The sequence below is a fragment of the Cupriavidus sp. MP-37 genome (genome assembly GCF_020618415.1).
In the GTDB taxonomy this organism is placed as follows: Bacteria; Pseudomonadota; Gammaproteobacteria; order Burkholderiales; family Burkholderiaceae; genus Cupriavidus.
Genome location: NZ_CP085345.1, coordinates 1377672 through 1396120, shown reverse-complemented (window position 1 = coordinate 1396120; position 18449 = coordinate 1377672). Strand labels below are relative to the sequence as shown.

At 60.7% G+C, this 18449-nt stretch carries 9 protein-coding genes; 6 read left to right on the top strand and 3 right to left on the bottom strand.

The genetic code is table 11. The features are described 5' to 3' along the window. Positions 1-122 precede the first annotated feature (122 nt). Entirely contained in the window at positions 123-1043 is a 921-nt protein-coding gene (gene rocF / locus LIN44_RS22675; RefSeq protein WP_227314531.1) for an arginase, read from the bottom strand. 547 nt (positions 1044-1590) lie between these two features. Between rocF and LIN44_RS22670 the strand changes: the two genes are divergently transcribed. From LIN44_RS22670 to LIN44_RS22655, 4 genes are all read left to right on the top strand, one after another. Further along, complete coding sequence (locus LIN44_RS22670; protein WP_227314530.1) at positions 1591-1881, top strand: hypothetical protein; 291 nt, start codon at positions 1591-1593, stop codon at positions 1879-1881. A gap of 1044 nt (positions 1882-2925) precedes the next feature. After that, complete coding sequence (locus LIN44_RS22665) at positions 2926-5019, top strand: hypothetical protein (protein WP_227314529.1); 2094 nt, start codon at positions 2926-2928, stop codon at positions 5017-5019. Positions 5020-5536: 517 nt separating this feature from the next. After that, a complete protein-coding gene (locus LIN44_RS22660) occupies positions 5537-9970 on the top strand; it encodes a hypothetical protein (protein ID WP_227314528.1) in 4434 nt (1477 codons plus the stop codon). 380 nt (positions 9971-10350) lie between these two features. Continuing rightward, positions 10351-11772 (top strand): hypothetical protein, encoded by a 1422-nt coding sequence (locus LIN44_RS22655; protein ID WP_227314527.1) that lies wholly within the window; start codon positions 10351-10353, stop codon positions 11770-11772. A gap of 320 nt (positions 11773-12092) precedes the next feature. On the opposite strand, the gene LIN44_RS22650 is transcribed toward LIN44_RS22655, so the two are convergent. Beyond that, complete coding sequence (locus tag LIN44_RS22650) at positions 12093-12830, bottom strand: hypothetical protein (protein WP_227314526.1); 738 nt, start codon at positions 12828-12830, stop codon at positions 12093-12095. Between the two features lie 335 nt (positions 12831-13165). Next, the gene (locus LIN44_RS22645; protein WP_227314525.1) at positions 13166-14746 is read right to left on the bottom strand and encodes an isocitrate lyase; all 1581 of its coding nucleotides are present in this window, start codon (positions 14744-14746) and stop codon (positions 13166-13168) included. 473 nt (positions 14747-15219) lie between these two features. On the opposite strand from LIN44_RS22645, the gene flhB reads away from it, so the two are divergent. Further along, positions 15220-16362 carry a flagellar biosynthesis protein FlhB gene (flhB, locus tag LIN44_RS22640; protein WP_227314524.1) on the top strand — a complete coding sequence of 381 codons (1143 nt, stop codon included), beginning with the start codon at positions 15220-15222 and terminating at the stop codon, positions 16360-16362. Beyond that, positions 16359-18440, top strand: a complete 2082-nt coding sequence (flhA, locus tag LIN44_RS22635; protein ID WP_227314523.1) for a flagellar biosynthesis protein FlhA — start codon at positions 16359-16361, stop codon at positions 18438-18440. Before flhB ends, flhA begins: the two co-directional genes overlap by 4 nt. Positions 18441-18449 lie beyond the last annotated feature (9 nt).

Here is an 18449-nt window from a genome sequence, read left to right as displayed (position 1 = left end):
GCAGGCGCGTTGCAGAAACTACGTGCAGCACTGGAGGGAACGACACGGGCACACCGGCTCTGCCGTGTCGGCTTCCAGCCGCCGCGGTAATACCGAAGCGTCGACAGGCAAGGATGTAAAGCCTAGGCAGGTGGCGGACGCCACAGCGTCGATTTGCCGAACAGGCTTTCCACCAGGTCCACAGCCAGCCGCGCGGTCTGGTTGCGCACGTCGCAGGCCGGATTCAGCTCCATCACGTCCAGCGACGCCAGCCGTCCGGTATCGGCGATCATTTCCATGCAGAGCTGGGTCTCGCGGTAGGTCGGCCCGCCCGGCACGGTCGTCCCCACGCCCGGCGCAATCGCACAGTCCAGGAAATCCACGTCAAAGCTGACATGCAGGTGCGTCTGCGTATCGAGGCCAGCCAGCGCCTGCTGCATGGTGTGACGCATGCCGTTCTCGTCGATGTAGCGCATGTCATACACCGCCAGTTGCAACGCGTGCAGGCGCCGCTTCTCCTCCGCATCGACGCTGCGGATGCCGATCTGCCGGATCGCGCTGCGCGGCACCGCCGGCGCCGCGCCGGCCAGCGTGGTCAGCGGCGCCGGACCGTCTCCGCACAGGCACGCCACCGGCATGCCATGCATGTTCCCGGTAGGCGTGGTAGCGCCGATATTGGCGTCGGCGTGGGCGTCGAGCCACAGCACCATCAGCGTCTTGCCGGTATCGCGGCAATAACGCGCCGCCGCGCTGATCGAGCCGATCGCCAGGCAATGGTCGCCGCCCATCAGCAGCGGCATCCGGCCCGCCTGCAGCGTGCCGAGGCACGCGTCATAGACGGCACGGTTCCACGCCACCACTTCGTCAAAGTGACGCATGCCGTCCTGCGGCGGTAGCCAGGGATTGGCGGGCCCGCTCAGGTTGCCTGCGTCCTCGACCAGCAAGTCATTGCGTAACAGCGCCTCTGCCAGGCCAGCGACACGCAGCGCCTCCGGGCCCATCGAGGCGCCGCGCGTGCCGGCCCCGACGTCGGTGGGGGCGCCGATCAGGGTGATAGGGTTCATGGCGGGGTGGGGTGGGGGAGGACGACAGGGCATTTGCAGGTTCCGTACCTGCTGGGTGGATGGGCTTACCTGGAATGCGAATGAACGGTGGGGGGCGGTTTCAGCTTCGGGCCGACAACGAAACAATGTCGCTCCCAGAACGTTTCGGTTTGGCACGCATTTTTAAGAGTTTGCCCATGCTCGCGCTTGCTGGCTCTCTACATACTGGGCTCGTCGCTGCGTCGTGGCGACCGGGTTTAGCAGCCCGAGTGAGAACTTTAGCCGATCCGCCTTCTGGCGGTATCCTTACATCCGCCGTGTCCGCGCACGCCATTTCTATGGGCGGGCCATGGCGGGGGAGCTCTCGAGCTCGCCGGCTCCTTCTCACCGGTCTGCTAACCCTGCCTTGCGCCCGCCCGCCCCGATTAGCAGCGGGGTAGCGGGACTGAACCTGTATGAGGAGGTAGTTCCATGTATCAGTCGTTGCTCGCCCGTTCCGGGCGATTGGCTATTCCCCGCGCTTTCATGCTGCATCAACGCCCGCATACCTCGATTGCGGAGGTGCGTCATGTATAGCCATAGTCATCACGGTATTACTGCGGAACACAATGGTGTCGACATGCTCGTCACCGCTCACACCCCTGGGGAGAATCCGTTGAGTCTTGCGGTGCAGCGGGCGGCGCAGCTTCATGGGTTATTGCTCATGGCTAGTGAGCATGGGGCTGTTAGTTTGGAGGCCGCTGATTTGGAGCAGGGGGTTTGGAAGGGGTTGCTTTCCCTGGCGGCTACGCTGGCGCATGAGACGCAGGTTTTGAGTGAGTTAGCGGTGGTGGAGGGGTTGGGGTTGGGGGTTGAGTGATGTTGGGACGGGTGGGCAGTCGTGATATTGGCTGCCGACCCCGCCCGTTTCCCGTCATCGGTATCGCGACGCGCCGTTCCGAATCCTGGCCCGCTGAAAGCAGCCAGGCAATTGGCCCGGTTCGTTGCTGAGCTGACAGTAGCCGGAGCCATTCGCTTCACGCGAACTGATCGACCACTTGGCAACTCAGGTCTTTCGACTCAACGGAAACCCGGTGGGATGCCGCAGGTGCCAGAAAACCAGGTAAATGGCGAGAGGCACTGCAGCGATGTAGAAAATTGCGATCGGAATGAATGCAACGCTAGAGGCAATGCCGCAAATAGTCCCTGCAACAGGCCACAGTCAATGACAAGCGCGGTTCTGAATCCAGCGAACGGTCATGACGGAAAGTGATATCCAGGCGAGTAGCGGCAAGGTTACTAGCCAATCTGCACGGATGGACCCGGCCACGGCTGAAGTGGCAAACATAAGCGAGACAAGAACGGCAATGGAGGCCCCGCCGCAGGATGCAATGGCGGCGGCCACACGTGTGCCTTTAGCTGGCGAGAATTTCGTTCGGGGCTGCATCTTTTCTCCTTTAGCGATATGGCCAGTCTGGCCGATTGCGGGCCGCGCAGTTTAGGCGCAATGCAGTCCATCGCCGCTAGAGCGTTCCGGGTATTCTAGCGAGCCTGGTGGCCTGCCGCGCTTCGCACTGTTGTGGCCCGCAGACACCCAACTTCGAGATGCTGGCTTGCTCAGCCTGTTGCCTGTCCACAAGGCGCGACGGGCCTTGGATTGGCGGCCCGCTTCGCAACTCTTACACACCGCCCTATTCCAGGCTGATCGGCCAGTGCCATGAGCGTTCGATTCTGACCGGAATTCAGGATCGCTCGCGGCAGGAGCTGTTTTCTCAAGGTTGATTGGGGGCGGCGACTCATCGGGATAAATCCTTGACCCCACCGTGGTGGGATGCTTGCCAGTCTGTCTCGCTCGCGAGCGTTAGCTCATGTCATGATTCGGCTGAGGAGCCCTAAGACACTCCGTATCCGCGAATCCACAACGATGACAGACACGCTTCCAGACTTGCCTCAGGAATGGCCGGATTCCGTGGCACCCGATGCCACCGTTTTGACCAGCAAGACCGCGTCTCCATTGGGCGAGCCGTTGCTCGATTTCTCCGCGATGAGCGGCACTACGTTCGAACAGTTCTGCTGGTGGTTACTCAAGAAAGACCATACGCTGGCCGGCTGCAAACGTCTTGGCGGCGAAGGAAAGGCACAAGGTGGCATCGACTTGTTTGCGTTTGACGCCCAAGAAACTGGCAAGCTGAGCGTATTCGAGTGCAAAGCGTGGAGAACTTTCGATCCCACGCGCCTGACCAAAGCCGTCGATGCCTTCCTCGAGGGGCCGTGGGCAGCTTCCACTCGGACTTTCACGATGATTGTGGCGCAGCAGGATATGGGCGGGGGCCAACTGGCACTGCGCTGGGCGACGGAAAAGGAGCGATTGAAGCAGGCTGGCATCGAGGGCGACCTGTGGACAGCGCATACGCTGACTCAGCGGGTCCAGACCTATCCGGACATACTGTCCAAATTCTTTCCCTGGCACAGTATCGATTTGTTTGCTAATCGGTGGATGGAACGGGTTGCCTTCTACGAGTTAGTGAGCAAGGCGTTCTTTGATCCGAGAGAGCGTGTGGCACGCTGGGCGCGTGATCTGGTTGCCCAGAGTGCCTCGTCTAGTCCGCAGAATCGAGACGCGTTGCCATCGGCGCAGAGCGGTTCGGTCGAACTCGGCGACGATGGGTACCGCGCGTCCTCGCTAGAGATTGATGGGATTCATCGACAAGTCAGTCGAAACGGAAATAGCTGGCATTTCAAGGGGCCATGGTTCTCGCTGAGCGCTGTCGTGCCCGATCGGCAATTTGCGCGTGCTTCCGCAGCCATCTCGTTTGCACGGCCGGACGTCGCGGGCATCACGCTTACAGTGGGGCACACATGGCTGTTGAAGAAGTTCCTATTCGGTACCGACGCGCCGCTGACGCCCACGTACCGGGGATTCGTCGCAGGCGCGCTGCATCAGAACCCTGACCAATACCTCGTCGATTTGCCGAACTGCCGCATCTTCTTTCAGAAGGATGGCGCACGAGAAATCGCTGGCGTTGCTGACCTGCTGACAGATGTCATGCGCGACGCGCTGGTTGAATTGGAAACGGCGTGGTGTGCTGTGGACTTTCCGTTTGTCACATGGGCCGGTAACAAGGTCGCGCTCGCAGCGGTCGACGAAAGCGTATGGCAGGAAATAGGACGATTTGTTGAGGCGCACGATGTCGACAACGGCACGACACCGTGGCACATGTTCGACGCCAATCGCAATGTATTGAAGCCTTATCACAAACGTAGTACCGAACAATACGACGCTGGGTATCACGCCATTGTGTATGCGACGAAGATCAACCAACTCTCCATTGGGCGTGAGGTGGTGTTGCTGTGGCAACCTAATGACCTGGATCCGAACCAGACGTTTTCACAGCGAGGGGACTGGTCGTGCGAGTACGTGCTGGAATGGCTAACAGTCTCGCTCCTTCCCGCAGTGAAGCAATGGGTTTATGAGCGCGAATTCGGCAAGTGGTGGAAGCTGCCATGGCGTGCGAAACAAGCCCGCGCGTTTGCCGACCATCTCGATAGAATCTTTGTCGTGCGCGATCTTCGCGAGCCGCCGTTGATGCGCCACAACATGTGGTGCGCCAGCATCGTCAAAAGCGCGGAGGCATTGCAGATATTCTTTCACGCACGGGCTGAGCCCGCGCCGTTCATACGTAGGCGTGAAATGGAGGCGCTGTATCGGGCCATCGCCATAGTTGCTCAAGGCAAACGCGGATACGTCGGATACGTCAGTTCCAAACTGGGCCTGCGCCGCGAAATCGCCGATCACACGGACTTGATAGACGCCATTCACGAACATATTCGAGAAGGGCGAGTCGGGCTGAACAGCTTCGTTGCCGACTGCGCGTTTCGCGCCATGCTGGAATTGCTAGGCGACTGCGATGTGTGGCTCGCGGAATCGGATCAGGGCGCCATCCGGGCCAGCATGGTGCCGTTCGCGAGATTGCGCGACGACGCAATCCTAGTCGATCGGCATACGAAATGGTGTTGATGCAGACCAAGCGGCGCACTATCCTTGCGGCCGGCGCAACTGGCATTGGGTTGCCTAACACTTACTATGCGAATTGGCCACCAGCGGCCGGATTTCTTCTCAGTGCGTCGCCAGGCTACGGCCGTCTGCTCGACCCATTGCGGCCATTCAAATCCGGCGGCCGGCGTTCGCTTTGCAGTAAGGAATCGTCCACAGGCAAGCGACCGACTGAATTGGCTCTCCTGGCCCCTGTTAGACACGTTAGCCACGACTTCATTGGAAAAAATCACACTGCGCGGTCATTCATGCAGGCTGCGTCCAACAACAGATGGAGTCTTGAGCCTCCTACGTGCGGTGCCGATGCATGAGTCTCCGAATACGACTATCGCGCTTCATCATCCCTGAATAAGCCCGCCGGTACACAGAGGTATTTTTGGCGTGCCATCCCGTGAAATCCTACTCACGTCATAATGGGGAAATTGACGATGAGCAAACAGAACTGCTGTCTTTTGTCACTGACTGTGCAAAGGGAAATGAGATGTCGGACGACCTCGACGAGTTTATCCAGCTTCATCGAACGTTTCACGATCTCGCGTTGAGCGAGGAGGAAGGCAAGGAGTCCGAGCTGTTCCGGCTGATGCGCCGCGACAAGCTTACGCAGTGGTCCGATCTACTCGAGGAGCCGCGCGTCGTCCTCCTCTCCGAGGCAGGGTCGGGAAAGACAGAAGAGCTCCGGAACGTCTGCCGCGACTTGCGGCAGAACGCGAAGCAAGCATTCTTTCTGCGCATCGAGCACCTCGGCCAGGACTTCGACACCGCGTTCGAAGAGGGAACCCTCCAGGAGTTCGAGGCGTGGATGACCTCCGGCGAGGAGGGCTGGCTTCTTCTAGACTCCGTCGACGAAGCTCGACTGAAAGACCCGAAGGACTTCGAGCGGGCCATACGCAAGGTCGGACGCAAGCTCGGCAGCGTCCTTCAACGCACCCGGGTCATCATCACTGGGCGTACCGATGCCTGGCGGCCTAGAACTGATCTCATGATCTGCGAGGCGGAGCTACCGTGGACGGCGCCAGTAACCGCGCCCGAGGAGGATCAGGAATCCGACGAAGCGGTGACCACCGGAGAAGTCTCTGGGTCGAAGCGCCGAAAGTCGCCCTTCCGCATCGTTGCGCTCGACGACCTCGCTGGCGAGCAGGTCGATCATTTTGCTCGCGCCAAGGGCGTCACCGACATCAAAGCCTTCAAGAAAGCGGTGGAACGCGCCGATGCCTGGTCATTCACGGGTCGTCCCCTCGACCTCGCTGAGACCGTCGAGTTTTGGATCACCAACAAAAAAATCGGCTCGCGCCTTGAGCTTATACGGGCAAGCATCGACAAGCGGTTGGAAGAGCGCGATCAGGATCGTGCCGACGCCAACCCGATTTCCAAGGGTCGCATTCGCGAGGGCGCGCGCCTCGTCGCGGCGACGGCGACGCTTGCGAAAGAGTCGGCGATCCGGGTCCCCGACGGCCAGCAGAACGATCGCGGCCTTCCAATCAAGGAGGTGCTGACCGACTGGAACGACGCTGACTGCCGGACACTCCTGACTAGGCCAATATTCGACGAGGGAATCTACGGGACTGTGCGCTTCCACCACCGCTCCGTCCGTGAATTCCTTACAGCAGAATGGTTTAACACTATGCTTGTCGACGAAGGGTCGCGGGCGAAGATTGAGAACCTCTTCTTCCGGCGCCAGTACGGCATCGAGGTCGTGGTCCCGACGATGCGGCCGCTTCTTCCTTGGCTAGCCCTGCTCGACCGACGGATTCTCGAACGCGTAATGCGTCTCGCGCCGGAGGTACTGTTCGAGGGCGGGGACCCCGCGCAACTACCAGTAAATACACGTGCCCAAATCCTACGCGAAACCTGCGAGCAACTAAGCCAGCCAGCGCACGGTCGAAGCGCCACCGAATACTCAGCCGTGCAGCGATTCACAAGCCCAGACTTGGCGGACTGTATTCGTGAGCTCCTCGACAAGCACAGCGGCGACGACGACATTGTCTGGTTCCTTTTGCGTATGGTCCAGCAGGGAGGCATCGCCGCGCTCGCAGACAAGGCCAAGTATTTCGCCCTCACGTCACGCGGCAAATTTGTGCGCACGGCCGCCATTCGGGCATTGATCGAGGTCGGGCCGCCACGGGATGGCTCCGAGGTTCGCGAAGCATTCATCACGGAAGCTCCGCCGCTCCGGCGAAGCTGGCTAGGCGAGCTTGTCGGGAGCCTCGGCCAGACGCAGACCGACGTGGACTGGCTGCTGGCAGCTCTTGCGCTCGCGGCACCTAAGAAGCGGTACGAGACCGACCCACTCTCGGATTCGCTCGTCAGCTACGTGGTCGGGCTTCCATCGACGCTCGTTCCTACGTTGCTCGATGGACTTGCCAGGCTTCTTAGCCGCAGGCCAGTCGTCGAACAGTATCACTGCGAAATTTCTAAGCGATACAGCTGGCTCGGCCAAGCCGCAGCCCAAGCCCTGGTGCGGATGATCGGACTCCGAGATCCAGCCACGCTGAAGAAAGCGGCGCTCTCAACCCTGCGGAAGCTCCCCATCGCCCGAGACTATGGGCGAGGCGCATTCGCGGAGGAGCGCAACGAACTGCCCCGACTGGTCCGCGGATGGCCAGCGCTCAACCGCGCACTTTTCTGGCATAGCGTCACCGAGGAGCGCGCGCGACGGAAGCGCAAGAATGGCGAGCGACTGACCAACTATTGGAACGTCTCAATCGTTGGCGCATACTGGAGTTTCGACGGGACGGACTTCGACTATATGCGCGACGAGATCGCAGCTCGGCCGCTCCTAGACGATAAACTCGTTGCCCTGTCAGTCGCCTTCGCTCTCTACCAGCAGAACGGTCAGCTTCGAGCGTGGCGAGACGCGCTCAAGGAGGCCTCGGCAGCCGATGCGGACGTGGATGCCGAGTTAGGCAAGTTGCTTAAGCCGTCAAAGGGCGCCGCTGATAAGTTCAAGCGCCAGCAGGCAGCCTGGAAGCGCCGAGCTGAAAAAGATGCTGCGCGCGAGGCTGCGGCCAAGGAGGAGGCGAAGCGGGTTTTGGCGGGTCGAGTGGAGAAGATCCGAGACTTTGGCAAACCCGGCCAGATATCCCGAGACCAACACTACCTTCACCATCAGATGCGCGACGCCGAGGGTCAGCACAATCGGTGGACCGAGGGCAACTGGCAATCGCTTGCTGGAGAGTTCGGCCAAGACGTTGCGCGCGCGTTTCGGGACGGAGCTGTCGGATACTGGCGACAGAACACGCCGCTGCTCCGCTCCGACGGCGCTGCCGCAAACTCCACGCCGTTCTCGACAATCTTCGGCCTCACCGGATTGTCTATCGAAGCGCGGGAAACTGCCACTTGGCCATCCCCCCTTCTTGCGGCAGAGGCAGAGATAGCGACCCGATATGCTGTGCAGGAACTCAATGGCTTCCCGATCTGGCTTCCCCGACTGCACAAGTCGTTCCCATCTCAGGTATTCGACGTCTTGCTGAACGAGATCAAATACGAACTCTCTACCGAAACGGCGGAAGGCGAGAGCCACTACGTACTCTACGACGTCGCCTGGCACGGCGACTGGATCTGGGATCAGATCGCTCCGGCTCTCTTGCCCGAGTTGCGCGCGAAGCGGATCAATACACGGAACCTCGGTCACCTGCTGTCGATCGTCAACCGATCGTCGGTTGACGACAAGACAATCGCCGCAATTGCTTCGCGGAAGGCCAACGCCACCCGCAACATGACCTTTTCTCCGATCTGGTTCGCAGCTTGGGTTGGGGTCGATCCTGTCGCGGCCATTCCTGCCCTTACCGCCCGGCTCGCGGGGATAGACAACTCGGCCGAGCAAACGAAGCTGGCCCTCGCTTTTATCGTGGCCCTCGTCGGTGAGAGATCGCAGGAGGGCCATGCGCGGCTCGGATTCCGCACAGTCGAGCACATGAAGTCGCTATATCTGCTGATGGCGCTCTACATCCGACGGCAAGACGACATCGAGCGTGCAGGGCAAGGCGTGTATTCGCCGGGACTGCGCGATTATGCGCAGGATGCGCGAGACGCGCTCATTGCATTCATCCGAGAGACGCCTGGAAAGGAGGCGTTCCTCGCGTTGCTTGAAATGGGACGTGCACACCCCGACGAAGACTCACGACCGTGGATGAGCTACCACGCGAAGGCGAAGGCCGCCGCAGACGCAGATGTCGACGCGTGGACACCGTCACAAGTTCAAGAGTTCGGCAGGTCGCTCGTAGCGACGCCGGCGAATCACCGCGAGCTCTGGTATCACGCTGTCGACAAGCTCGACGCGCTGAAGCACGACCTGGAGGACGGCGATTCCAGCATCGCCGCAATGCTCCAAGCTGTCGATAAGGAGACGGAATTCAGGAAGTTTGTGGGCGGATGGTGTCGCGATCGCGCCGCAGGCCGGTATGTCGTCCCGCAGGAGGAGGAACTTGCCGATGCAAAGCGTCCCGATCTGCGGTTCTTCGGCGTCAGCTTCGACGCGCCGGTGCCGGCCGAGCTAAAGCTCGCTGACAAGTGGACTGGCCCTCATCTTTTCGAGCGGCTTGAAATCCAGTTGTGCGGGGACTATCTGCGCGACATCCGCTCCAGCCGCGGCATCTTCCTCATGGTCTACCTCGGAACGAAGTCCTACTGGGATTTGCCGAACGGACGCAGAGCCGACACTTTCGAAACTCTAGTAGACGAACTCCAGCGGCACTGGACGGTCATCTCGGCCGACTATCCTGGCGTTGAGGACATTCGGGTAATAGGCATAGATCTCACGCGGCGAGGCATCGACGCTAAGGCCGCTAAGGAAGCCGCCAAGTCGACGGTGACCCCCCGAGCCCCGCGACGAAAGAACGCAAGGCCGCTACCTCACTCCTTTCCTCCGCCGAGGAGCCGTCAATCCTCTCCAAAAAGGAAGGCGAGAATGATATGAAAAAACCAAAGACCCGAAAGCCCGCTGAACGACAGCTGCGCAAGTCGCCGACGCGGAGCGTCCGGGTTTAGGGGCAGAGCTAATCGTCGGCTCGCGTTCAGGGAAGCCTCTTACCGTGTTGACAGTTTTCGCTCTGATATGGTCATAGAGCGGGACGCACAGATGACTGTTGGTAGCCGGCCTTGGCCGGCTACCAACGACCAGGCCGCAGCCGTCTCTGGCCGACCTAATGTGGCCGGTCGGCTCGGCGCGACATATCGGGCCGCTTTCAAGGTGGAGCGGACGTTCGGTTAGTCGCATGCTCGACGGCAGCCGTGTCCAGAAACCGGTGGTAAATCACTAAACAAAATTAACGACGATTGCACTTTGGATGGGATTCAATGTCTTTCTTCAATCTCGAGGATAAATTCAGTGGAATTTGGCGGCGCGCGCTTAATGAGACGTCGCTGAACGCCTTGACACCGGACCTCATTGAAAAATGGGCTAGCGACAAGCGGCTCATCAATCCGGTCGCGAAGCTTGCAAACGTCGGCGCCTTCCATACGACGCCGTGTATTGTCCTGACCGTCGAAGGTGGCAAAGCATGCTTTCCGACCATTCCGGTTTCCGGCGATGAGAACTGGCAAATACGGCGAAAACAACACGACGATCAAGCCGCTCTATGGGACAAGATTGAGTGGTTTATGCCGCTATGGCTGCCGATGGATGAAATCTCTAAGCTACTTGCTTCCGTCAAGCATGTGACGAGAGAGCGGGCACTCGATCTTTTCAAATACCACACGTCAACGCTATATACGTTGGCCTTCCAGGCGGTTTGCATCGAACAGATCTTGCCCCTCGCTCGCAGTCTTAGAGAGATCGTGCCGTTGGCGCGAGAAGCTTATCTAGGCGCTTATAGCGGCTATTGGGCTACCAGTGTCGGAGCGTTGATACCGGCGATCGAGGGCAGTCTGACAAGAATTGTTTCTGATCTCGGAACTAAGGCTACTGCCCCGAACAAGATTGATCACGCAGTGAATCGCGCGATCGAAACTGCTGCACAACTCCATTTCGACCAAATGTGGGTCCCGCCAGAATATAAGACTTGTGACTATCTATTCGGGCAGGACGAGCGTGTTTTCGCCTTTGAGACATTTCGCAGGTGGCTCAAGAATCATTTTTTCTGCAATACCGATGAATACCGAGGGGTGACCTGGCTGAATCGGCACATGTTTGCACACGGCACCGCGGCGTCATGGCAGCAACCGCCGAATTTCGCTCGGATGGTGGTAGCGCTTGCGACACTTGCAGCCATCGAATCCTGGTACGACGCCTCTCATTGTGTCTCGTTTTTTCTCCCTGATATGAATGACGACAGCACCTTGCTATGGCAACAGGCGCTGCTTCGGGGCGATGTTCAGATGAAGCTGAAGCTCGCCGAACAAGATCATTTTCGAAAACATGGGCGCCTGGTTCCGCCCTTGCCAGCAGACAATGGCGTTCTGCTCCGTAAGGAGCTTCTTTCCCAGCAATGTATGACTGATTTGGTTCGCCCTTTACGTGATGCTGGCTGGAATGTGAAGGTCCACGAGCCCGACGATGAGGCGCTCTTTATGACCGTCGATGCTTCCCACGGGGAGAAACTCTTCAGTGTCGCGTTGCTGTACAGTTGCGGAACTGAAAATGGCATTTACAAAATGCTCGCTAAAGAATGCGCGGCCATCCTCTATTGTGGTGCTCCTTACAAGCAGGATTCATTTGCCTACGGTATATCGGTGCATGTCGGACCTGTTTTGGGCTGGCAGCCGCCAAAAGCCGGTTAAGTACATGCGATCAGATATCAAGGAGCGAAGGTTGTAACGCAGAGCGCCGGAGTCTGACGCAGCCCGACCGCCGATAAGGATCAGCAGCGGTTCAAATTTTTAACGACCCGCTCCAAAAGCATAGCAGCCGCTCGAGTGGCCAACGGTCTAGGGCCACGAGGGACCGAAACTGGCTGGAGGCGGCAGCCCTCGGCACCGACGCAGGATGGGTCCGCGAGCTTCGGTAGACCGTCAAGAGACATACACATTGCCGATAAGCGGTCCGTGGATGTGTCTACTCGGCATCGACAGTCATACAATGACTGCACAAAATGACCGTATCAATTGGCTTCCACACCAGACCCTGGCAGCCGCAACTCGTTCAGAATTTGCCCCTCATAGGCTGGCCAGTCCCTTGCAGAGTTCTCAATCGCGAGCTTGGCTAATGGTAGCTGGCGAAACAAATCATCGGTGATTCGGCGGTAATCGCGATATAGGAGAATAAGCCCTTCTAATCCCTTGTAACCCCTGCGCACGCAGTAAGGGGCCGCGAGCTTCCAGTTCATCTGATATTCAATCCATTCGGCGCCACGCTCCGCACAGACAGTCCGTACAGCCTTCTCGACATCCTCCTGCCAAAGGTAAAGGACGAACGGATTGAGCGGAGCAGTGACTGCGGCCAGCGTCTGCACGTAGTCGAAAATCAACGCAGACTCGGCTTCCATCAGCAGCAGGTGAGTCAGGTCTCCATGAAACAGTTGGCCGTCCATTATTGGGATAGGGGTCTCCGCCTTTGTCGCCTCGACAAAGGCTTTCCACCTAGCTAGAGCACGGTCCGCGAGATGCTGTGGTGTCGCGTCCCTCCACGGTTCAAACCAGTGCTGAAGTTCGTCTGTCGCGCGCACGGGGTGTGGCTCTGTCCTCTCGTGGACCGGCAACGCTGGCTGCCCCGCATTTTGCAGATGTTTCGCAATGAGGCGCATCGTCGTTGACTTGCCTGAACCCATAATGCCCTCGACGATCACAAGCCGATGCGCGGTGGAAGGCTCTGCGCTGCCGGAAGTCGTCGAACTCATCATTTTCGCAATCGGTTCCTTGGAAGGACACCTACGTTAAGCCATACATGCGGGATTGTCGACAATTTGCATGCCGTTGTTGAAGGTCTGCTCGTGGCCGGATACTGCCGTCCTTTTCCCCGGAAGCGATAGCTTGCACGCCAGCACTCTAGGCATCGCTGAGCGATTTGTATCACGACTTCTCACGGATTTTGAGAAGCCTCGGCATAGGCGTTAGGCGGGTGCGCCCGGCGGCCTCTTCGGTGATCTTCAAAAGTAGCAACCAGGAAGCAACTAGCTTCATAAAAAAACGCCAACCCCTCCGGGTTGGCGTTCTGCTTTGCGGTGTCCCACCAGAATCAAAACTGATTCATAGTATTGTCCTTCCCCGCCGCCTTCAGCGCCGCCTCCCCGCTGAAGTACTCCTTGTGGTCATCCCCAATATCCGACCCAGACATATTCTGGTGCTTGACACAAGCGATGCCCTGGCGAATTTCCTTCCGCTGCACGCCAGCCACATAACCCAGCATGCCCTGATCACCAAAGTATTCCTTAGCCAGGTTGTCCGTCGACAGCGCAGCAGTGTGGTACGTCGGCAGCGTAATCAGATGGTGGAAGATGCCGGCTTCGCGCGACGCGTCGGCCTGGAAGGTGCGGATCTTCTCATCGGCCAGCTTGGCCAGTTCGCTGTCGTCGTATTCCACGCTCATCAGCTGGGCGCGGTCGTAGGCCGACACGTCCTTGCCCGCGGCCTTCATGGCGTCATAGGCTTGCTGGCGGAAGTTCAGGGTCCAGTTGAACGACGGGCTGTTGTTGTACACCAGCTTGGCGTTCGGGATGACCTTGCGGATTTCGTTGACCATGCCGGCGATCTGGGCGATGTGCGGCTTTTCAGTTTCGATCCACAGCAGGTCGGCACCGTTCTGCAGCGCGGTCACGCAGTCCAGCACGCAGCGGGCTTCACCCGTGCCGGCGCGGAACTGGAACAGGTTGCTGGGCAGGCGCTTCGGGCGCAGCAGCTTGCCGTCGCGCTTGATAACGACGTCGCCATTGCCCAGTTGGTCGGCCGACAGTTCTTCGCAATCCAGGAACGAGTTGTACTGGTCGCCCAGGTCACCCGGCTGGTTGGTCACGGCGATCTGCTTGGTCAGGCCGGCGCCCAGCGAGTCGGTGCGGGCGACGATGATGCCGTCGTCCACGCCCAGTTCCAGGAAGGCGTAGCGGATGGCGCGGATCTTGGCCAGGAAGTCTTCGTGCGGCACGGTGACCTTGCCGTCCTGGTGGCCGCATTGCTTCTCGTCGGAGACCTGGTTTTCGATCTGGATGCAGCAGGCACCGGCCTCGATGAATTGCTTGGCCAGCAGGTAGGTCGCTTCGGCGTTGCCGAAACCGGCGTCGATGTCGGCGATGATGGGCACGACGTGGGTGACGTGGTTGTCGATCTTTTGCTGGATCGCGGCCTTTTCGGCGCCGGTGGCGGCGTCGAGCTGGCGGAACAGGCCGCCCAGTTCACGGGCGTCGGCCTGGCGCAGGAAGGTGTACAGCTCGCGGATCAGTGCGCTGACCGCGGTCTTTTCGTGCATCGACTGGTCCGGCAGCGGGCCGAACTCGGAGCGCAGCGCGGCCACCATCCAGCCGGACAGGTACAGGTAGCGGCGTTCGGTGCTGTTGAAGTGCTTCTTGATGGAAATCATCTTCTGCTGGCCGATAAAGCCGTGCCAGCAGCCCAGCGACTGGGTGTACTTCGACGGGTCCGCGTCATAGGCGGCCATGTCGGCGCGCATGATCTTGGCGGTGTATTTGGCGATGTCCAGGCCCGTCTTGAACTTGTTCTGCGCGCGCATGCGGGCAGCGTACTCGGGGTTAATGGCATTCCAGGCGCTGCCCTGGGTTTCTTTCAAAGCAGCCACTGCCTTGATGTCGTCTTGATACTGGGCCATGTCAGTTTCCTAAGAGAAGGCGCGTTTGAGAAAAATCGTTTGGCGTGCCGACCGTGGGTCGAAGCAAACAGCGTGGAGTCATTGTAGGGGCATCTTGCTCTGTTGCGGCCTAGTCTTATATAAGACATAAGACTTTGTTTGTCCTTATGTTTCAATGAGTTAGACTACAATTTTCATGATGCGGAACGTTCTTTCGCAGAACGAAACCCGGAGCCGCGCTGCCGACGACGGAAATCCCACGATGTGAAATGCGCTTTCAGTGAGCGGGCAGAGACTGCTTCAAAGTGCCCGCTGGTCCACGGCTTCGTCACTTTTCGCCTAAAGACTCTGGACTCGCCCGCCGTTAACCCCATCGGTCCTCCATATCCAAAACAGCACCCAATTCCCCCGCCTTTTCGCGCGAATGGGAACACCCCCACGCTTCGATAATCCCCGCTGACGAATAGCGGCTGGCCGCTTCGCACGGAGCGTGGATGTCCGAAGAAAGCGATCTCGAGAAAACCGAACCCGCCTCACCCCGGCGCCTGGAAAAGGCGCGCGAGGAGGGGCAGGTGGTGCGTTCGCGCGAGCTGGCCACGTTCGTGATGCTGATTGCCGGCGTGACCGGCCTGTGGACGCTGGGCGGCCACCTGGGCCGCAGCCTGAACCAGGTGATGCAGGGCGCGCTGCGCTTCGAGCCGGCCACGGCGTTCGATCCGTCGCGCATGTTGTCGCGCTTTGCGCTGATGGTGTGGGACAGCCTGCTGGCCTTCCTGCCGTTGCTGCTGCTGTTCGGCGTGGCCGCGCTGGCCGCGCCGCTGCTGCTGGGCGGCTGGGTGTTCTCGGCCAAGTCGTTCGCGCCGCAGTTCTCGCGCCTGTCGCCGCTGGCGGGGCTGGGGCGGATGTTTTCCGCGCACTCGCTGGTGGAGCTGCTCAAGGCGGTGGCCAAGTCGCTGCTGGTGGGCGCGGTCGGCGCGTGGGTGCTGTGGCGGCGCTTGCCCGAGGCCATCGCGCTGATGAATGCGCCGGTGCAGGAGGCGCTGCTGCACATGGTCGATCTGGTGATGTTCTGCTGCCTGGTGGTGTCGCTGTCGCTGCTGGTGGTGGCGGCCATCGACGTGCCGTGGCAGTACTGGGAGTTCTTCAAGAAGCTGCGCATGACCAAGGAAGAGGTCAAGCAGGAGTTCAAGGAGAGCGAGGGCGACCCCCATATCAAGAACCGCATCCGCCAGCAGCAGCGCGCCATGGCGCGCCGCCGCATGATGACCGAGGTGCCCAAGGCCGATGTGGTGGTGACCAACCCCACCCACTTTGCGGTGGCGCTGCGCTATGAGGAAGGGCGCATGGGCGCGCCGCGCGTGGTGGCCAAGGGCACCGGCGAGGTGGCCGCGCGCATCCGCGCGCTGGCCGCCGAGCACCGCGTGCCGCTGATGTCGGCGCCGCCGCTGGCGCGCGCGCTGCACCGCCATGTCGAGCTGGGCCAGGAAATCCCCGCCGGCCTCTATACCGCCGTGGCCGAAGTGCTGGCCTGGGTCTATCAACTGAAGCACTGGCATTACTCGCAGGGCCCGCAGCCGCAGGCGCCGGCGGACCTGCAGGTGCCCGATGAACTCGCCGTACCGGAAATGCGCGAATGAACGCACTAAGCAACCTGCTCAACCTGCCCGGCCTGCGCTCGGCCGGCCAGCTCAAGGCCATGACCGGGCCGTTGCTGATCATCATGATCCTGGGGATGATGATCCTGCCGCTGCCGCCCTTTGTGCTGGACCTGCTGTTCACCTTCAATATCGCGCTGGCGATCATGGTGCTGCTGGTCAGCATGTACACGCAGAAGCCGCTGGATTTTGCGGCGTTCCCGGCGGTGCTGCTGTTCACCACGCTGCTGCGGCTGTCGCTGAACGTGGCGTCCACGCGCGTGGTGCTGCTGGAAGGGCATACCGGTCCGGACGCCGCCGGCAAGGTGGTGGAGGCGTTCGGCCACTTCCTGGTGGGCGGCAACTTTGCCGTGGGCATCGTGGTGTTCGCCATCCTGGTGGTGATCAACTTCATGGTGATCACCAAGGGCGCGGGGCGGATTGCGGAAGTCGGCGCGCGCTTCATGCTGGACTCGATGCCGGGCAAGCAGATGTCGATCGACGCCGACCTGAACGCCGGCCTGATCGACGAAGCCGCCGCCAAGAAGCGCCGCGCCGAGGTGGCGCAGGAATCCGACTTCTACGGCGCCATGGACGGTGCCAGCAAGTTCGTGCGCGGCGATGCCGTGGCGGGCCTGCTGATCATGTTTATCAACGTGGCCGCGGGCATGGTGGTGGGCATGGTCCAGCATGACCTGGACTTTGGCACCGCCGTGCACAACTACACGCTGCTGACCATCGGCGATGGCCTGGTGGCGCAGATCCCGGCGCTGGTGATCTCTACCGCGGCCGGCGTGATCGTGTCGCGCGTGTCGAACGAGCAGGACGTGGGCGAGCAGCTGACCGGCCAGCTCTTTGCCAACCCGCGCGTGCTGTACCTGACCGCGGGCATCATCGGCCTGATGGGCATCATCCCGGGCATGCCGCACTTTGCCTTCCTGCTGCTGGCAGGCGCGCTGGTGTGGATGGGCCGCTATATCGCGCGCCGCGCGGCCACGCAGGCGCAGACCAGACAGCGTGAAGAGCGCACCCCTGCGGTGGCGCAGGAATCGACCGAAGCCAGCTGGGACGACGTCACGCTGGTGGACCCGCTCGGCATGGAAGTGGGCTATCGCCTGATCACGCTGGTGGACCGCGCGCAGGACGGCGAGCTGCTGGGCCGCATCAAGAGCATCCGCAAGAAGGTGGCGCAGGAGATCGGCTTCCTGGTGCCGGTGGTGCATATCCGCGACAACCTGGAACTGAAGCCCAACGCCTACCGCATCACGCTCAAGGGCGTGGAGATCGGCCGCGGCGAAGCCATGCCGGGCCAGTGGATGGCGATCAACCCGGGCCAGGTCAGCGGCACGCTGCCGGGCGCGGCCACGCGCGATCCGGCCTTCGGCCTGCCGGCGGTGTGGATCGATGCCGGCATCAAGGAACAGGCGCAGGCGTACGGCTATACCGTGGTCGATGCCAGCACGGTGGTGGCCACGCACCTGAACCACCTGATCCACATGCACGCCGCCGAACTGCTGGGCCGCCAGGAAGTGCAGGCGCTGCTGGACCGCATCGCCAAGGACTCGCCCAAGCTGACCGAAGACCTGGTGCCGAAGACGATTTCGCTCACCGGCCTGCAGAAGATCCTGCAGAACCTGCTGGACGAGGGCGTGCCGATCCGCGACATGCGCACCATCCTCGATGTGGTGGCCGAACACGCGCCCAAGATCAGCGATCCGAACGAGCTGACCGCGATGGTGCGCGTGGCGCTGGGCCGCGCCATCACGCAGCAGCTGTTCCCGAACAATGCCGACCTGCAGGTGATCGGCCTCGATGCCGGCCTGGAGCGCGTGCTGTCGCAGGCGCTGACCAACGGCGGCGGCATCGAGCCGGGCCTGGCCGACGCGCTGCTGCAGCAGACCCAGGGCGCGGTTACGCGCCAGGAACAGATGGGCATGGACCCGGTGTTGCTGGTGCCGTCGCAGCTGCGTCCGCTGATGGCGCGCTTCCTGCGCCGCACCATGCCGCAGCTGCGGGTGCTGTCGCACGCCGAGGTGCCCGACAACCGCAATATCCGCATCACCGCCATGATCGGCGCGTGAGGAGCCATA